We start from the raw sequence: 16370 nt of genomic DNA, 5'->3' as shown, positions 1-16370 counted from the left end.
GGTTGCGCCATGCTCGTGGAACTCGGTCACTTCGCCCTCATCCTCGCACTCGGCGTCGCGCTGGTGCAGTCCACCATTCCGCTGATCGGCGCCGCCAGGGGCTGGCGGCCGTGGATGGATGTGGCCGCGCCCGCGGCCACCGCGCAGCTCCTGCTCATCGCCTTCTCATTCGGCGTTCTGACCTGGGCCTTCGTGGTCTCGGATTTCTCGCTGCGGCTTGTGGTGCTGAACTCGCACACCGACAAGCCGATGCTCTACAAGGTCACCGGCGTGTGGGGCAACCACGAGGGCTCGATGCTTCTGTGGGTGCTGATCCTCGCCCTCTTCGGCGCCTCGGCGGCCTGGTTCGGCGGCAACCTGCCGGCGCGGCTCAGGGCGCGGGTGCTGGCGGTGCAGGGCACGATAGGGGCGGCGTTTCTCGCCTTCATCCTCTTCACCTCAAACCCCTTCATCCGCCTCGCGCGCCCGCCACTGAATGGCGAGGATCTCAACCCGCTTCTGCAGGATCCGGGGCTCGCCTTTCACCCGCCCTTCCTCTACCTCGGCTATGTCGGGCTCTCGATGGCCTTCTCCTTCGCCGTCGCAGCGCTCATCGAAGGCCGCGTCGATGCCGCCTGGGCGCGCTGGGTGCGCCCCTGGACGCTGGCGGCCTGGATGTTTCTCACGGTGGGCATCGCGCTTGGCTCCTGGTGGGCCTATTACGAACTCGGCTGGGGCGGCTTCTGGTTCTGGGATCCGGTGGAGAACGCCTCCTTCATGCCCTGGCTCTTTGCCGTGGCCCTTCTGCACTCGGCCATCGTGGTGGAAAAGCGCGAGGCGCTGAAGAGCTGGACGATCCTTCTCGCCATCATCGCCTTCGGCTTTTCGCTCATTGGCACCTTCCTTGTGCGCTCGGGCGTGATCACCTCGGTGCATGCCTTCGCCAATGATCCCGAACGCGGGGTGTTCATACTCGCCATCCTCGCCGTCTTCGTCGGCGGCGCTCTGACGCTCTATGCCGCGCGGGCCAGCGCCATGGAGGCGAAGGGCGTCTTTTCGGTCGTCAGCCGCGAGAGCGCGCTGGTGCTCAACAACATCCTCTTGGCGGTCTCGGCCATGGTGGTGTTCGTCGGCACCGTCTGGCCGCTCGTGGCCGAGCTCGCATTCGGGCGCAAGCTGAGCGTGGGCGCGCCCTTCTTCAATGCCGCCTTCACCCCCTTCTTCGTCGCCCTCGCCGCGATTTTGCCCATAGGCGCCATCCTGCCCTGGAAGCGCGCGCGGCTGTCGCGCGCGATGCAGCCACTTTGGGGCGTTCTGGCGCTGTCGATCGCCTCGGGCGCGCTCGTTTGGGCTCTGCAGACGGGGGGCTCAGCCCTAGGCCCGGTGGGCGTGGTGCTTGCCGTGTGGCTTGTGGGCGGCGCCGCGGCGGACCTGTGGCAGCGCACCGGCCGGCAGGGCTGGCGGTCGCGGCTCGGCCGGCTTGCCCGCCTGCCACGCGCCGACTGGGGCCGCGCGCTCGCCCATGGCGGGCTTGGCATCACCATCTTCGGCATCGCCGGGCTGATGGCCTGGGAGGTAGAGGACATCCGCACCGCGCGCGTCGGCGAGAGCTTCGAGGTGGGCGGCTACACCATCACGCTTCAGGACGTGCGTGAGGTGCAGGGGCCGAACTACCTTTCCACCATGGCAACGATGGTGGTCGCCCGGGCGGGGCGCGAGGTTGCCCGGCTGCACCCGGAAAAGCGCGTCTATCCGGTGGCGGGCATGCCCACCACCGAGGCCGGGATCGACAGCGGGCTTCTGCGCGACGTCTATGTGGTCATCGGCGACGCGCAGGATGACGGCTCCTGGACGGTGCGCACCTACATCAAGCCGTTTGCAAACTGGATCTGGCTCGGCGCGATCATCATGGCGCTTGGGGGGCTCGCCAGCCTGACCGACCGGCGCTACCGCGTCGCAGCAGGGGCAAGGAGGGCGGCGCCGGCCGGCGCCGTGGCCGCCGAATGAGGCGGTGGCTCGCGGCATGTGCCGTTGTGCTCGCGCTGGCGCCGCTGCCCGGCAGGGCCGTGCAGCCTGACGAGATACTCGATGACCCGGCGCTCGAAGCGCGCGCCCGCGAGATCTCGAAGAACCTGCGTTGCCTTGTCTGCCGCAACGAATCGATCGACGAGTCGAACGCCGATCTGGCGCGCGATCTGCGCATCCTCGTGCGCGAGCGGCTCAAGGCGGGCGACAGCGACGAGGAAGTGATCGCCTATCTCGTCGATCGCTACGGCGAGTATGTGCTGCTGAAGCCCACGACGAGCGGCGCCAACATGCTGCTCTGGCTCGCGGGGCCCGCCCTTCTGGTGATCGCGCTTGCGACCGGCACGGTCTATGTCCGCCGCCGCGCGCGCGCCCGGGGCGAGCCCAGCGCCCCGCTTTCGCCCGAAGAGGAGGCGCGGCTGAAGGAAATTCTGGGCGACTGACGCAGGGTTTCCCTTTTCCTTACCGAGCGGTCGGTTATGCTGCCGCGCGATCCCCAAGGAGCGAGGGAAACCGATGGACTACGACACGATCCGGCTGAAGATCGCCGACAATCTCGCCGTCATCACGCTCAATCGGCCCGAGGTGATGAATGCGCTCAACAGCCAGATGCGGGCCGAGATCCTGAGCGCCGTAAGGGAAGCCGAAGGCGCCGCACGGGCGCTCGTCATCACCGGCGAGGGGCGCGCCTTCTGTTCGGGGCAGGATCTGGGCGACCGCGCCAATGTCGACGATCTCGACCTCGAACGCACCCTGCGCGACGAATACGAGCCGATGCTGCGGGCGATCTTCGACTGCAAGATTCCGACCATCGCCGCGGTCAATGGCGCGGCCGCCGGTGCGGGCGCCAATCTCGCGCTCGCCTGCGACGTGGTCATCGCGGCTGAGTCGGCCGTTTTCCTGCAGGCCTTTGCGCGCATCGGGCTCATCCCTGACGCCGGCGGCACCTATTGGCTGCCCCGCCAGGTGGGCTTCGCCCGCGCCATGGGGCTGGCGCTCTTTGCCGAACCGGTCAAGGCGGCGGAGGCGGCGGCGATGGGGATGATCTGGGAGGCGGTCCCGGACGATCGCTTTGCCGAACACTGGCATGCCCGGGCGGCGAAGCTCGCGAATGGCCCCACCGAGGCCTATCGGCGCATCAAGCGGGCGCTGCGCGAGAGCTGGTCCAACGATCTTGATGCCCAGCTCGAGCTCGAGGCGCACCTGCAGGGCGAATGCGGGCGCACGCGGGACTTCCGCGAAGGCGTGATGGCATTCCTGGAAAAGCGCCCGCCCATCTACGAGGGCAGGTGAGGGAACGCCGCTGGCGCGGCGTGCCTTCGGCAAGGGTATTTGGCCCAGGGTGATGGGGCTGAGGGGCGCCCGGAAAATCTCGGCGCCCCTCTTCTGTTTCAGCGGTTCTCGATGTCGACGTAGTCGCGGCGCGGGTGGCCCATGTAGAGCTGGCGCGGCCGGCCGATCTTGTGCTCGGGGTCGGAGAGCTGCTCCTTCCACTGCGAGATCCAGCCCACGGTGCGGGCGACCGCGAAGATCGGGGTGAACATCGAGGTGGGGAAGCCCATCGCGTCGAGGATGATGCCCGAGTAGAAATCGACGTTGGGAAAGAGCTTCTTTTCCTGGAAGTAGTCGTCCTGCAGCGCGATGCGCTCGAGCTCCTTGGCGACCTGCAGCGTGGGGTTGTTCTCGATGCCCAGAAGCTCCAGCACCTCGTCGGCCGACTGCTTCATCACCTTCGCCCGCGGGTCGTAGTTCTTGTAGACGCGGTGGCCGAAGCCCATCAGGCGGAAGGGGTCGTTCTTGTCCTTGGCCCGCTCGATGTACTCGGGGATGCGGTCGGGCGTGCCGATCTCGCGCAGCATCTCGAGGCAGGCCTGGTTGGCGCCGCCATGGGCCGGCCCCCACAGGCAGGCGATGCCGGCGGCAATGCAGGCGAAGGGGTTGGCGCCCGAGGAGGAGGCGAGCCGCACCGTGGAGGTGGAGGCGTTCTGCTCGTGGTCGGCATGGAGGGTGAAGATGCGATCCATCGCGCGGGCGAGGATCGGATTGACGACGTATTCCTCGGCCGGCACCGCAAAGCACATGTGCAGGAAGTTCGAGGCGTAGTCGAGGTCGTTGCGCGGATAGATGAACGGCTGGCCGATCGAGTATTTGTACGCCCAGGCGGCGATGGTGGGCATCTTCGCGATCATGCGGATCGAGGCCACCTCGCGGTGCCAGGGGTCGTTGATGTCGAGGCTGTCATGGTAGAAGGCCGACATCGCCCCGACGACGCCCACCATGATCGCCATGGGATGCGAGTCGCGCCGGAAGCCGCGATAGAAATACTGCATCTGTTCATGCAGCATCGTGTGCTTGGTGACACGGTTCTCGAAATCCTCGAGCTGCTCGGCGGTGGGCAGGTCACCATAAAGGAGAAGGTAGCACACCTCCAGGTAGTGCGACTTCTCGGCAAGCTGCTCAATGGGATAGCCGCGGTGCAGCAGAACGCCCTCGTCGCCGTCGATATAGGTGATCGTCGACTGGCAGGAGGCGGTGGAGGTGAAGCCGGGGTCGTAGGTGAAGACGTGGCCCTGGGCATAGAGCTTGCGCACGTCGATGGCCTCGGGGCCAAGCGTGGGCGTGAGGATCGGCAGCTCGAGCGTCTTGTCCTCGAAACTGAGGGTCGCGGTCTTGCCCGTTGCACCAGCGGTGTCGGCCATGCATTCCTCCTGTGTGGGCCCTCCCCGCAAACGCGGGCGGGTCATTCAGCTCTGCTCGCTCTCCCGCCCGTGGCGTGCCACGGCGTCTTCAAGCCGGGCGATGGTCTCCTCACGGCCGAGGACGAGCATCATGTCAAACACGCTGGGGGTCGCCGTCCGGCCGGCGAGAGCCGCTCGCAAGGGCGCGGCGATCTTGCCAAGCTTGGTGCCCAGCGACGCGGCTGTCTCGGCCACGATCGCCTCCAGCGTTTCGCGCTCCCAGCTAGCATTTCGCAGCTGCGGCGTCAATTGTTTCAGTATACCACGGGATACAGAGTCCAGCGCCTTCGCCGCGGCCTCATCGGGAACAACGGGACGCTCGGTCAGCACGAAATGACCGGCGTCGAGGAGGTCGGGATAAGTCTTGGCGCGCGGCTTCACGCAGTACATCGCGCGCGCAAGTCCCTCGCGCTGGCGCGCGGTGAGCGGCGGGCGGCCGGTGAAGGCCATCCAGTCCTCGAGCTCGGCGAGGAGGACGTCATCAGGCGTGGCCGCGATATGCAGCCCCGACAGATGCGTGAGCTTCTTGAAGTCGAAGCGCGCCGGCGAGCGGCCGATGCCGTCGAGGTCGAACCACGCGAGCGCCTGCTCATCGGTGAAGAACTCGTCGTCGCCGTGGCTCCATCCGAGCCGCGCGAGATAGTTGCGCATGGCCCGCGCCGGGTAGCCCATGGCGCGGTATTCCTCCACCCCGAGCGCCCCGTGGCGCTTGGAAAGCTTCTTGCCGTCGGGGCCGTGAATCAGCGGGATATGCGCCCAGACGGGCACCTCCCATCCCATCGCCTGATAGATCAGCGTCTGACGCGCGGCGTTGTTGAGGTGGTCGTCACCGCGGATCACATGCGTCACGCCCATGTCGTGGTCATCCACCACCACCGCCAGCATGTAGGTGGGTGTGCCATCGGAGCGTAACAGGATCATGTCGTCGAGCTCGGCATTGGCGAAGCGCACGGTGCCCTGAACGCGGTCCTCGACCACCGTCTCGCCCTCGCGCGGGGCCTTGAGCCGCACCGCATAGGGCGCATCGGGGTGGCTCGAAGGGTCGGCGTCGCGCCAGGGCGAGCGGAAGAGCGTGGAACGCCCCTCGGCACGCGCAGCCTCGCGGAAGGCGGCGATCTCCTCGGGCGTGGCAAAGCACTTGTAGGCCGCGCCACGGGCAAGAAGCTCCTCGGCGACCTCGCGGTGACGCTCGGCGCGGGCGAACTGGCTGATCGCCTCGCCGTCCCAGTCGAGGCCGAGCCAGGTGAGGCCGTCGAAGATCGCCTGTGTCGCCTCGGGCGTGGAACGGGCGCGGTCGGTGTCCTCGATGCGCAGCAGGAAGCGGCCGCGGCGCCCGCGCGCGTAGAGCCAGTTGAACAGCGCCGTGCGGGCGCCGCCGATGTGCAGATAGCCCGTGGGCGAGGGTGCGAAACGGGTGACGACCGGGGAGTGGGGAGCGGCGGACATGGCTTTTAACCTTCTCTAAACCTTGCAGGCAGAGGATCCGGGGCGGTCTAGTCAATCGCCTGCGGGGTGACAAGGGTGGCGCCCATCGCCGCGATCGTCGGCTTCCTGCTCGGCGCGGTGGACCGCCAGCGCGGCGCCCTGATGCCCTGGGCGCCGGTTGCCTTCGGCGCCGGGATCGCCTGCTACTTCGCGCTTGGCACGGAGCCGCCGCTGTGGCGTCTCGGGGCTTTCGCGGTCTCGGCGCTCATCTTGTGCGGCTGGCTGTGGTGGCGCGCGCCGCGGGCGCTGGCCCCGGCGCTGGGCCTCGCCCTCTTCGCCCTCGGCCTCGCCGATGCGGGCCTGCGGGCCCGGCACGTGGCGACCCCGGTGCTCGAGGGGCGCTATTACGGCCCCATTGAAGGGCGGGTCGTGGGCATCGACCGTTCCCGGTCCGACCGGCCGCGCCTGACCCTCGACGAGGTCTGGCTCGGTGACGTGCCGATCGGGAAGGTGCCGGCGCGGGTGCGAATCTCGCTGCACGGGCTGGTGCCGCAGCTGCCCGCGCCGGGGGCGCGGGTGATGACCACCGGCCATCTCGCCGCGCCCGGCGGGGCGGTGGAGCCGGGAGGCTTCGATTTCCGCCGCCACGCCTGGTTTCAGCGGATCGGGGCGGTTGGCTACACGCGCAACCCGCTGTTGCTGGTCGAGCCTGCCGCGCCGCAGGCCGGCGGCGCGCTGTGGCTCGCGCGGCTGCGCTTCCGCCTCGGCGACGCGGTGCGAGCGGTGCTGCCCGGCGAGCCCGGCGCCTTTGCCGCCGCCATCATGACCGGGGATCGCTCGGGCATCAGGCAGCAAACGCTCGAGGCGCTGCGCGACTCGAACCTGGCGCATCTGTTGGCCATCTCCGGGCTGCACATGGGGCTTCTGTCGGGTTTCGTCTTCGCCGCGCTGCGGCTTGCGATGGCCGCGGTGCCGTGGCTCGCCCTCAACTGGCCGATCAAGAAGATTGCCGCTGGCGGGGCGCTTGTTGCCGCGTCCGTCTATTACGCGCTTTCGGGCGGCAACGTGGCGACCGAGCGCGCCTTCGTGATGGTGGCGGTCGCGCTTGGCGCGGTGCTGCTTGACCGGCGCGCGCTCACGCTCCGCGCGGTGGCGGTGGCTGCGCTGATCGTGCTGGCCGTGAGACCCGAGACCCTGACCTCGCCAGGTTTTCAGATGTCCTTCGCCGCCACGGCGGCGCTCGTCGGCGTCTTTGCCGCGCTGCGCGACTGGGAGCGCTGGGCGCCCCGGCGCTGGGCGCGGGGCGTGCTGGCGGTGGTGATCTCTTCGGCCGTTGCGGGGCTTGCGACCGCGCCGGTGGCGGCGGCGCATTTCAACCGGATTTCCGACTACGGTCTCGTGGCCAATCTTCTCAGCGTGCCGCTGATGGGGCTCGTGGTGATACCCGGCGCGGTGCTCGCAGCCCTTCTCGCCCCCCTCGGGCTTGGCTGGCTCGGGCTTGAGCTGATGCGCCCGGCGATCGTCTGGATCCTCGCCGTCGCCGAGCGCGTCGCGGCGCTGCCGGGGGCGGTCACGCCGGTTCCAGCCCCGCCCGCCTGGGTGTTGCCGGTGATGGCCGCGGGCGGGCTTGTCGCGCTCATCTGGCGCGGGCGGGGCCGATGGGCGGGGCTGCCGCTCGCCGCCGCGGCCGTTGCCGGGTGGGCGCTTGCCGAGCGGCCGGCGCTTCTCGTCAGTGCCGACGGCGCGCTCCTCGGCCTGATGACCGAGCATGGCCGCGCGCTGTCAAAGCCGCGCGGGCAGGGATTTGTCGCCACGATCTGGCTCGAGAACGACGGAGACGGCGCCTCGCAAGCCGAAGCGGCGCTGCGCCCCGCCTTCACGCGCGAGGGAAATATCCTGCGCTTCACGCTCGGGGGGCGGCGGCTCGCGCAGCTGAGCGGGCGCGGAGCGCGCGAGCGGCTCTCCGAGGCCTGCGCCGGGGCCGATCTGGTGATCCTCGCCGCCGTGGCCGAGACGCTGCCCGAAGGCTGCACCGTGATCGACCGGGCCTCCCTTGCGCGGAGCGGCGCGCTGGCCATCATGCCGCGCCGCGGCAGCCTCGAGATCGTCACCGCCGCCGAACGGGCCGGCCGCAGGCTCTGGCATGGCGCGCCCTGAGGGGCTGCGCGCGGGAGCATCCGCCGCGTTCACGCCCGTCCCCCGGCAGGTCCCTTTCCCCTCAGTTCACCCGCACGAGCTTGCCGGGGTTCATGATGTTCTTGGGGTCGAGCGCCCGCTTGATCTCGGCCATGACGCCCCAAGCCGCCCCATGCTCGGCCTCCATGTAGGCCGTCTTCCCCACGCCCACGCCGTGCTCCCCGGTCGAGGTCCCGTCCATCGCAAGCGCCCGCTCCACCATGCGATGCGACAGCCGCAGCGCCTCTTCCCGCTCGGCCGGGTTGTCGGGGTCGATGAGCAGCACGGCGTGGAAGTTGCCGTCGCCGACATGGCCGAGGATCATGCCGGGAATGCTCGAGGCGGCAATGTCGGCGCGGGTCTCCTCCACCGCCTGCGCAAGGCGCGAGATCGGCACGCAGATGTCGGTGACAAGCTGGCGCGCGCCGGGGCGGGTCGCCAGACAGGCGTAGGCTGCGTTGTGGCGCATGGTCCAGAGCGCGCGCCGGTCCTCCTCGCGTGTGGCCCACTCGAAGGACACGGCCCCATGCTCGCGCGCGATCTCGCCAAAGCGCGTCGCATCCTCCTCCACCGCGCTGGGCGAGCCATGGAACTCCACCATCAGATGCGGCAGCTCGGGCAACTCCGCCCCGGCATAGAGGTTGAAGGCGGCGGCCGTGGCGGCATCGACGAATTCGATCCGCGCCATCGGAATGCCCATCTGGATGGTCTCCACCACCGCCGCCACCGCCGCGCCAAAGTCGGAAAAGGCGCAGACCGCGGCAGAGATCGCCTCGGGCTGGCCGTGGAGCCTGAGCGTCAGCTCGGTCACCAGCCCCAGCGTGCCCTCCGAGCCCACAAAGAGCGCGGTCAGGTCATAGCCCGCGGCCGACTTGCGCGCCCGGCTGCCGGTGCGGATCACCCGTCCGTCGGCCAGCACCACCTCGAGCGCCATCACATTGTCGCGCATGGTGCCATAGCGCACGGCGGTGGTGCCCGAGGCGCGGGTCATCGCCATGCCGCCGAGGCTCGCGTTGGCCCCCGGATCGACCGAGAAGAACAGCCCGCGGTGACGCAGCTCCATGTTCAGCGCCTCGCGCGTGACGCCGGGTTGCACCACCGCATCCATGTCGGCGTCATGCACCGCCAGCACCCGATTCATGCGCGAGAAATCCACGCAGACGCCGCCGGTGAAGGCGAGCGACTGACCCTCAAGCGAGGTGCCCGTGCCCCACGGCACCACGGGACAGCCATGCGCCGCGCAGATGGCCACGAGGCGGGCGACCTCCTCGGTGGACTCGGGAAAGGCCACGGCATCAGGCAGGGTCAGAGGGAAATAGGACTCCGAACGGCCGTGCAGCTCACGTTCCGCCTTGGCGCGGCTCAACCGATTGCCTAGAAGCGAGGACAATTCGGCGAGCGCGGTGTCGATGCTCATCTCGGCCCCCCGTGCATCAGCCTCGTGCAAGACCCGGATTGAAGACCCTAGGCGAGGGGGCTGGCCTCGGAAAGTGCCGGGGGCGGCAACTCACTGGCCCACGTGGAGAAACAATGGCCCGCCCGGAGGAGGGAACGCTCACGGCACTGCTCGCTCGACCCGCGCAGATGCTGCGCGAGGCATGGTCCGTGATGCGCGAGAAGGGACCGGGACAGGTGCAGTTCTGGTTCATCGCGCTTGTCATCGGAATCGCCTCCGGCGCTGCGGCGCTGCTGTTCCGCTTCGGCATCGAGGAGCTGCAGGCGCTGATCTATCGGGCCCCGGATGCAGCACATGTGCACAGCCATGCCGCCACCCTGCCCTGGTGGTGGCTCCTTGCCGTGCCGGTCGCCGGCGGGCTCGTCGTCGGCTGGCTGCTGACCACCTTCACCCCCGATGATCGCGTCCGCTCGGTGGCCGACGTGATCGAAGGGGCGGCGCTGCATGACGGGCGGGTCGAGCGGCGCGCCGGAATCGCCTCGGCGCTGGCCTCGCTCATCACGCTTTCCACCGGCGGCTCCTCGGGGCGCGAAGGGCCGGTGGTGCATATCGCCGGGCTCATCGCCACCTGGGTGTCGAACCGCATCCGGGCCGATGGCATCACCGGGCGCGATCTTCTGGGCTGCGCAGTGGCGGCAGCCGTCTCCGCCTCCTTCAACGCGCCGATCGCCGGAGCGCTCTTTGCGCTCGAGGTGATCCTGCGCCATTTCGCGCTGCACGCCTTCGCGCCAATCGCCGTGGCCGCCGTGGCCGGCACCGTCGTCAACCGGCTGCGCTACGGCAATGTCACCGAGTTTCACATCCCCGGCGAAGGCACGCTGGCGTTCTACGTAGAGCTGCCGGCCTTTCTCATTCTCGGCGCGGTCTGCGGGCTCGTGGCGGTGGCGCTGATGCGGGCGGTGTTCTGGGCCGACGATCTTGCCACCGCCATCCGCGAGCGCACCGGCCTGCCGCGCATTCTGCGCCCCGCCATCGCCGGGGCGCTCTTGGGCGCGCTGGCCATCACCTTCCCCCATGTCATCGGCGTGGGCTACGAGACCACCTCGCGTGCCCTGACCGGCCAGCTTCTCTTTCACGAAGCGGTTGTCTTCGCCATCATCAAGGTCATTGCCGTGGCCATCACCTTCGGCGGGCGCATGGGCGGGGGCATCTTCTCGCCCTCGCTGATGGTGGGGGCGCTCACCGGCCTTGCGTTTGGAATCGTCGCCACCGGATTCCTGCCCGATTTCTCCGGCTCGGCGACCATCTATGCAATCGCCGGCATGGGCGCGGTCGCCGCCGCCGTGCTCGGCGCGCCGATCTCGACCACGCTCATCGTCTTCGAGATGACCGGCGACTGGCAGATCGGCATCGCGGTGATGGTGGCGGTGTCGATCTCCACCGCGCTCGCCAGCCGGCTCGTTGACCGCTCCTTCTTCCTCACCCAGCTCGAGCGGCGCAACATCCACCTCGCCGCAGGGCCGCAGGCCTATCTTCTGGGGCTTTTTCGCGTCGGCCAGGTGATGCGGCCCGTGGATGACCCGGCCATGCCCGAAGAGGCGGCCGCCTGGGAGCTCATCGACAGGGGCGTCTATCTCGATGTGAACGCCACGCTGGAGAACGCCATGCCCATCTTCGATCAGGCCGGCGTGGCGTGGATCCCGGTCATCTCGCTTTCTGGCGAGGGCGAGGCGCCCGAACTCAGAGGGGCACTCTTCCAGATCGATGCGCTCAAGGCCTACAACCGCGCTCTGGCCGAGACGGCTGCCGAGGAGCACAGCTGAGCGCGCCTGCGTTGACCTTCGACGAAATCTCCTACATGAAGACCGGCGGCAGGCGCTCTCGGCGCCGCGGCGCGCAATGACGGTATCCCCCCAAAGAGGTTTTCACATGGCGGACGGCAGCCTCGACATCAACGCCAAACCCACCGAGGAGATCTCGGTGCGCGACGTGTTCGGCATCGACACCGACATGAAGGTCAAGGCCTTCGCCGAGCCGACCGACCGCGTGCCCGACCCCGATCCGACCTACAAGTTCGACCCCGAGACGACGCTCGCGATCCTCGCGGCCTTCCAGTACAACCGCCGGCTCATCATCCAGGGCTATCACGGCACCGGCAAGTCGACCCACATCGAGCAGGTGGCCAACCGGCTCAACTGGCCCTGCGTGCGGGTGAACCTTGATTCCCACATCAGCCGGATCGACCTGATCGGCAAGGACGCGATCAAGCTCAGAGACGGCAAGCAGGTGACCGAGTTTCAGGAGGGCATCCTGCCCTGGGCGCTGCGCCACCCCACGGCGATCGTCTTCGACGAATATGACGCCGGCCGGGCCGATGTGATGTTCGTCATCCAGCGGGTGCTCGAGCATGACGGCAAGCTGACGCTTCTCGACCAGAACGAGATCATCCGCCCGCACCCCTATTTCCGCCTCTTCGCCACGGCCAACACGGTGGGCCTCGGCGACACCACGGGGCTTTATCACGGCGTCCAGCAGATCAACCAGGCGCAGATGGACCGCTGGTCGATGGTGGCGACGCTCAACTATCTCAGCCATGACGCGGAGGTGGCGATTGTTCTGTCGAAGTGCCCCCACTACAACACCGACAAGGGGCGCCAGACGGTCAGCCGGATGGTGACGGTGGCGGACCTGACCCGCACCGCCTTCATGAATGGCGAGCTTTCAACGGTGATGAGCCCGCGGACGGTCATCAACTGGGCGCAGAACGCCGAGATCTTCCGCAATGTCGGCTACGCCTTCCGGCTCACCTTCCTCAACAAGTGCGACGAGCTCGAGCGGCCCACGGTGGCGGAGTTCTACCAGCGCTGCTTCGACGAGGAGCTTCCCGAGAGCGCGGCGGCGGTGAGCCTCGTATGAGCGAGGTGATCGGGCGGCGCGAGATTGTCGATGCGCTTGCCCGCATCCGCGACTTCGTGCGTCTGACGCCGGTGCTCGAACTCGAGCCCGGCACGCTCGGCGTTGACGTTCCGGTCACGCTGAAGCTCGAGCACAGCCAGGTGACCGGCTCGTTCAAGGCGCGTGGCGCCTTCAACAACCTGCTCTCGGTCGAACGCCTGCCCGAGGCGGGGGTGGTTGCCGCCTCCGGAGGCAACCATGGCGCCGCGGTGGCCTGGGCGGCCATGGCGCTCGGCGCGCGGGCAGTCATCTTCGTGCCAGAGGCAATCGCCAATCCGGTGAAGATCGCGCGGATGGAAAGCTTCGGCGCCGAGGTGCGCGTTGTGGGCGGCACGGTCGGCGAGGTGATGGCGGCCTACCAGGCTCATGCCGAAGAGAAGGGGGCGCTCGCCGTCCACCCGTATGACACCGCGCCGACGCTGGCCGGCCAGGGCACCGTCGCCGCCGAGCTCGAGGGGCAGGCGCCCGACATCGACACGCTTTTCGTTTCGGTTGGCGGCGGGGGACTGATCGGCGGGATCGCCGCCTGGTACGGCGAGCGGGTGAAGGTGGTCGCGGTCGAGACGGAGGGCACGGCGACCTATGCGCGCGCTCTGCGCGAAGGCCCCGGCGGCGACATGCGCGCCTCGGGCATTGCCGCCTCCGCGCTTGGTGCGCCGGCGATCGGCGCGATGCCCTGGGCGATTTTGAGCGCCCAGGAACGTCCCTCGGTGGTGGTGTCGGATGCCGATGTGATCGCAGCGCAGCGGCTTTTGTGGGAGACCACCCGCATCGTGGGCGAGCCCGGGGCCGCGGTGGCACTGGCGGCGCTGACGTCGGGCGCCTATGTGCCCGAACCGGGCGAACGCTGCGCGGTTCTGCTCTGTGGCGGCAATGCCGAACCAGGCTGGTTCCTGCGTTGATCGGGACGACCGGCCGGCAGCGCCGGGGGAGGTGGTGGACATGGGTATTTGCACCAGGATGATGGAACCGATGCGGGTTCCCGGCAGGCAGACAGACTTGAAAGGCGCACCGGCGGGTGCGATCTCTGCCCCATGAAGAAGCACTCCGACAATCCGGCCGATCCGTTCAAGAAGGCGCTGGCCGAGGCCACAAAGGTCATGGCCGACGATCCGGACCTGGGCGTGACCTTCTCGGTCGATCCGCCGGGGATGACCGCCGACTCGGTCCGCCTGCCGCAGGTCAGCCGGCGGATGACGCGGGAGGAGGTGATGCTTGCGCGCGGTACCGCCGATGCCTTTGCCTTGCGCCACCGCTACCACGACCCCAAGACCCATGCACGCTATGCGCCGGCGGGACAGATGGCGCGCGACATCTATGAGGCGATGGAGACGGCGCGGGTCGAGGCCGTCGGCGCGCGGGACATGCCCGGCACGCTCGGCAACATCGACGCCAAGATCGCGCATGAGGCCGCGAGGCGCGGCTATGGGCAGATTCGCGAGGCTTCGGAGGCGCCGCTGCCGGCGGCGGCGGGCTATCTCATCCGGCATCTGGCGACGGGGCGCGATCTGCCCCCCGATGCGGCCAATGTGATGAACCTGTGGCGCGCCTTCATCGAGGCGCAGGCCGCCGAGACGCTCGCGCAACTCAAGGACAAGCTCACCGACCAGGCGGCGTTCGCCAGATTCGCCCGGCAGCTGATTGCCGACCTCGGCTATGGCGACCAGCTCGGCGACGACCCGGATGCCGAGGACGACAGCGAGGAGGAGGCGAGCGAAGAGGAGGAAAGCCCCGAGTCGGCCGGTTCGGAAGAGGAGGAAGGCGGCGAGGACGCGGACGCGCGGCCGGAGCAGAGCCAGGAGCAGCAGCAGGATGCCCTGGAGGCGCAGGTCTCGGTGGAAGAACGCGACGACAGCGAGATGCGGGAGGAGGGCGAGGAGCAGGATGCCGACATGCCCTTCGAGCCGCCGCCGCCTGCGCCGATCTCGGAGGCCGACCCCGATTACCGCGCTTTCACCACCGAGTTTGACGAGGAGGTACGCGCCGAGGATCTCGCCGAGCCGGCCGAGCTCGAGCGGCTGCGCGCCTATCTCGACCAGCAGCTCGAGCCCCTGAAGGGCGCGGTGGGGCGGCTTGCGCACAAGCTGCAGCGTCGCCTGCAGGCACAGCAGAACCGCAGCTGGGAGTTCGACCGCGAGGAGGGGATTCTCGACGCCGGGCGGCTCGCGCGCGTGGTTGCCAACCCCACCACGCCGCTGTCGTTCAAGGTGGAGAAGGACACCGATTTCAAGGATACCGTCGTCAGCCTTCTGATCGACAACTCGGGCTCGATGCGCGGCCGGCCGATCTCCATTGCCGCGATATGTGCCGATGTGCTGGCGCGCACGCTCGAGCGCTGCGACGTGAAGGTGGAGATCCTGGGCTTCACCACCCGCGCCTGGAAGGGCGGGCAGAGCCGCGAGAAGTGGCTTGCCGAGGGGCGGCCGCAGAACCCCGGGCGGCTCAACGACCTGCGCCACATCATCTACAAGCCGGCCGACGCCCCCTGGCGGCGGGTGCGGGAGAACCTCGGGCTGATGATGAAGGAGGGGCTTTTGAAGGAGAACATCGACGGCGAGGCGCTCGAATGGGCGCACCGGCGGCTGATGTTCCGGCCCGAGGCGCGCAAGATCCTGATGGTGATCTCGGACGGGGCGCCGGTGGATGACTCCACGCTCAGCGTGAACCCGGCCAACTATCTCGAAAAGCACCTGCGCGACGTGATCGCCATGATCGAGCGCAAGAAGATCGTGGAGCTCATCGCCATCGGCATCGGCCATGATGTCACCCGCTACTACAAGCACGCGGTGACGATCACCGATGTCGAGCAGCTCGCCGGGGCGATGACCGAGCAGCTCGCTACCCTCTTTGACCGCGACCCGCGCGCGAAGGCGCGGGTCTTCGGCATCTACAAGGCGCTGAGACGCGCGGGCTGAAGCGCGCTCAGGCGGCCTGCTCGGATTGATTGGAGTCGGCTGCGCGGGCGGCCTTTGTTGCCCGGGCCCACCACGAAAGCTCGTCGAGCATGGCCTTGGCCGCGGGCTCGATGGCGTAGGCGATGCTCTCCATCGGGCCGTTTTCGCCGAGCGGGTGAACCTTCATGAACTCGCCGCCGCCGATATGCACGGCATTGCGCAGCGGCACCATCTGAAGCTCCACGGCAATGCCGCGCAGATGCTCGATGGCGCGCGCCGCTCCGGTGCCGCCATAGCCGACAAAGCCCATGGGCTTGCGCATCCACTCCTTGTAGGCCTGATCGAGCGCGTTCTTCAGCACCGCCGGAACCGAGTGGTTGTACTCGCCCGTCACCACCACGAAGCCGTCGAAGCCGGCCAGCGTCTCCTGCCAGCGGCGCGCCTTGGGATCTTCGCTCGGCACCCACAGGTTGGAAGCCACCTCGTCGAAGAAGGGAAGATCGAAATCACGCAGGTCCAGCAGCTCGAATTCCATGTCCTCGCGCTGGCGCGCAAGTTCCATGAACCATTGCGCGGGCTTGTCCGCGAAACGCGCCTTGCGCGTGGTGCCGATGATGACGCCGATGCGGGGTTTGTCGGTGCTGGTTGTCGTGGCCATGGCCTGATCTCCTGTTCCTGAACTGTTGTCGCTCACCATGTCTGCATCCCTCGCGCTTCTCTCAAGACCCTGAAATTCTGCATGATTTGACAACATGTGTGCGCATCTGCACATGTCGGCCAGCT

The 16370-nt window shown here is 68.4% G+C and carries 12 protein-coding genes; 8 read left to right on the top strand and 4 right to left on the bottom strand.

Annotated elements, in window-relative coordinates:
- The first annotated feature begins 9 nt into the window (after nucleotides 1-9).
- The 3 genes from BLQ14_RS08100 (at nucleotide 10) to BLQ14_RS08090 (ending at nucleotide 3297) form a co-directional block, all read left to right on the top strand.
- Nucleotides 10-1986: a heme lyase CcmF/NrfE family subunit gene (locus BLQ14_RS08100; RefSeq protein ID WP_092499983.1), complete on the top strand. Its 1977-nt coding sequence runs from the start codon at nucleotides 10-12 to the stop codon at nucleotides 1984-1986.
- A complete protein-coding gene (locus BLQ14_RS08095; protein WP_092499981.1) occupies nucleotides 1983-2447 on the top strand; it encodes a cytochrome c-type biogenesis protein in 465 nt (154 codons plus the stop codon). Before BLQ14_RS08100 ends, BLQ14_RS08095 begins: the two co-directional genes overlap by 4 nt.
- Nucleotides 2448-2520: 73 nt before the next feature.
- Nucleotides 2521-3297: an enoyl-CoA hydratase-related protein gene (locus BLQ14_RS08090; RefSeq protein ID WP_092499979.1), complete on the top strand. Its 777-nt coding sequence runs from the start codon at nucleotides 2521-2523 to the stop codon at nucleotides 3295-3297.
- Nucleotides 3298-3395: 98 nt separating this feature from the next.
- Here BLQ14_RS08090 and gltA read toward each other — a convergent pair whose 3' ends face one another.
- Nucleotides 3396-4703 carry a citrate synthase gene (gene gltA, locus BLQ14_RS08085; RefSeq protein ID WP_092499977.1) on the bottom strand — a complete coding sequence of 436 codons (1308 nt, stop codon included), beginning with the start codon at nucleotides 4701-4703 and terminating at the stop codon, nucleotides 3396-3398.
- Nucleotides 4704-4748: 45 nt separating this feature from the next.
- Nucleotides 4749-6188, bottom strand: a complete 1440-nt coding sequence (gene gltX / locus BLQ14_RS08080; RefSeq protein WP_092499975.1) for a glutamate--tRNA ligase — start codon at nucleotides 6186-6188, stop codon at nucleotides 4749-4751.
- A 75-nt stretch (nucleotides 6189-6263) separates the two neighbouring features.
- Here gltX and BLQ14_RS08075 point away from each other — a divergent pair, with 75 nt between their 5' ends.
- Entirely contained in the window at nucleotides 6264-8324 is a 2061-nt protein-coding gene (locus tag BLQ14_RS08075; protein ID WP_342670232.1) for a ComEC/Rec2 family competence protein, read from the top strand.
- A gap of 61 nt (nucleotides 8325-8385) precedes the next feature.
- On the opposite strand, the gene BLQ14_RS08070 is transcribed toward BLQ14_RS08075, so the two are convergent.
- Nucleotides 8386-9759 carry an FAD-binding oxidoreductase gene (locus BLQ14_RS08070; RefSeq protein WP_092499973.1) on the bottom strand — a complete coding sequence of 458 codons (1374 nt, stop codon included), beginning with the start codon at nucleotides 9757-9759 and terminating at the stop codon, nucleotides 8386-8388.
- Nucleotides 9760-9872: 113 nt separating this feature from the next.
- Here BLQ14_RS08070 and BLQ14_RS08065 point away from each other — a divergent pair, with 113 nt between their 5' ends.
- The 4 genes from BLQ14_RS08065 to cobT all read left to right on the top strand — a co-directional run bounded on the left by BLQ14_RS08065 (nucleotide 9873) and on the right by cobT (nucleotide 15608).
- Nucleotides 9873-11561, top strand: a complete 1689-nt coding sequence (locus tag BLQ14_RS08065; RefSeq protein WP_425412089.1) for a chloride channel protein — start codon at nucleotides 9873-9875, stop codon at nucleotides 11559-11561.
- A gap of 106 nt (nucleotides 11562-11667) precedes the next feature.
- Nucleotides 11668-12654: a cobaltochelatase subunit CobS gene (gene cobS / locus BLQ14_RS08060; protein ID WP_092499971.1), complete on the top strand. Its 987-nt coding sequence runs from the start codon at nucleotides 11668-11670 to the stop codon at nucleotides 12652-12654.
- The gene (locus BLQ14_RS08055) at nucleotides 12651-13595 is read left to right on the top strand and encodes a threonine/serine dehydratase (RefSeq protein WP_092499969.1); all 945 of its coding nucleotides are present in this window, start codon (nucleotides 12651-12653) and stop codon (nucleotides 13593-13595) included. The genes cobS and BLQ14_RS08055 overlap by 4 nt, the downstream gene beginning before the upstream one ends.
- Nucleotides 13596-13727: 132 nt before the next feature.
- Nucleotides 13728-15608 carry a cobaltochelatase subunit CobT gene (gene cobT / locus BLQ14_RS08050; protein WP_092499967.1) on the top strand — a complete coding sequence of 627 codons (1881 nt, stop codon included), beginning with the start codon at nucleotides 13728-13730 and terminating at the stop codon, nucleotides 15606-15608.
- 7 nt (nucleotides 15609-15615) lie between these two features.
- Here cobT and BLQ14_RS08045 read toward each other — a convergent pair whose 3' ends face one another.
- Nucleotides 15616-16245, bottom strand: coding sequence for an NADPH-dependent FMN reductase (locus BLQ14_RS08045; RefSeq protein WP_092499965.1), 630 nt, complete (start codon nucleotides 16243-16245; stop codon nucleotides 15616-15618).
- Nucleotides 16246-16370 lie beyond the last annotated feature (125 nt).

The organism is Meinhardsimonia xiamenensis, assembly GCF_900102905.1.
GTDB lineage: Bacteria > Pseudomonadota > Alphaproteobacteria > Rhodobacterales > Rhodobacteraceae > Meinhardsimonia > Meinhardsimonia xiamenensis.
The sequence above is the reverse complement of the archived record's forward strand: the minus strand, read 5'-3'. Positions and strand labels throughout refer to the sequence as shown.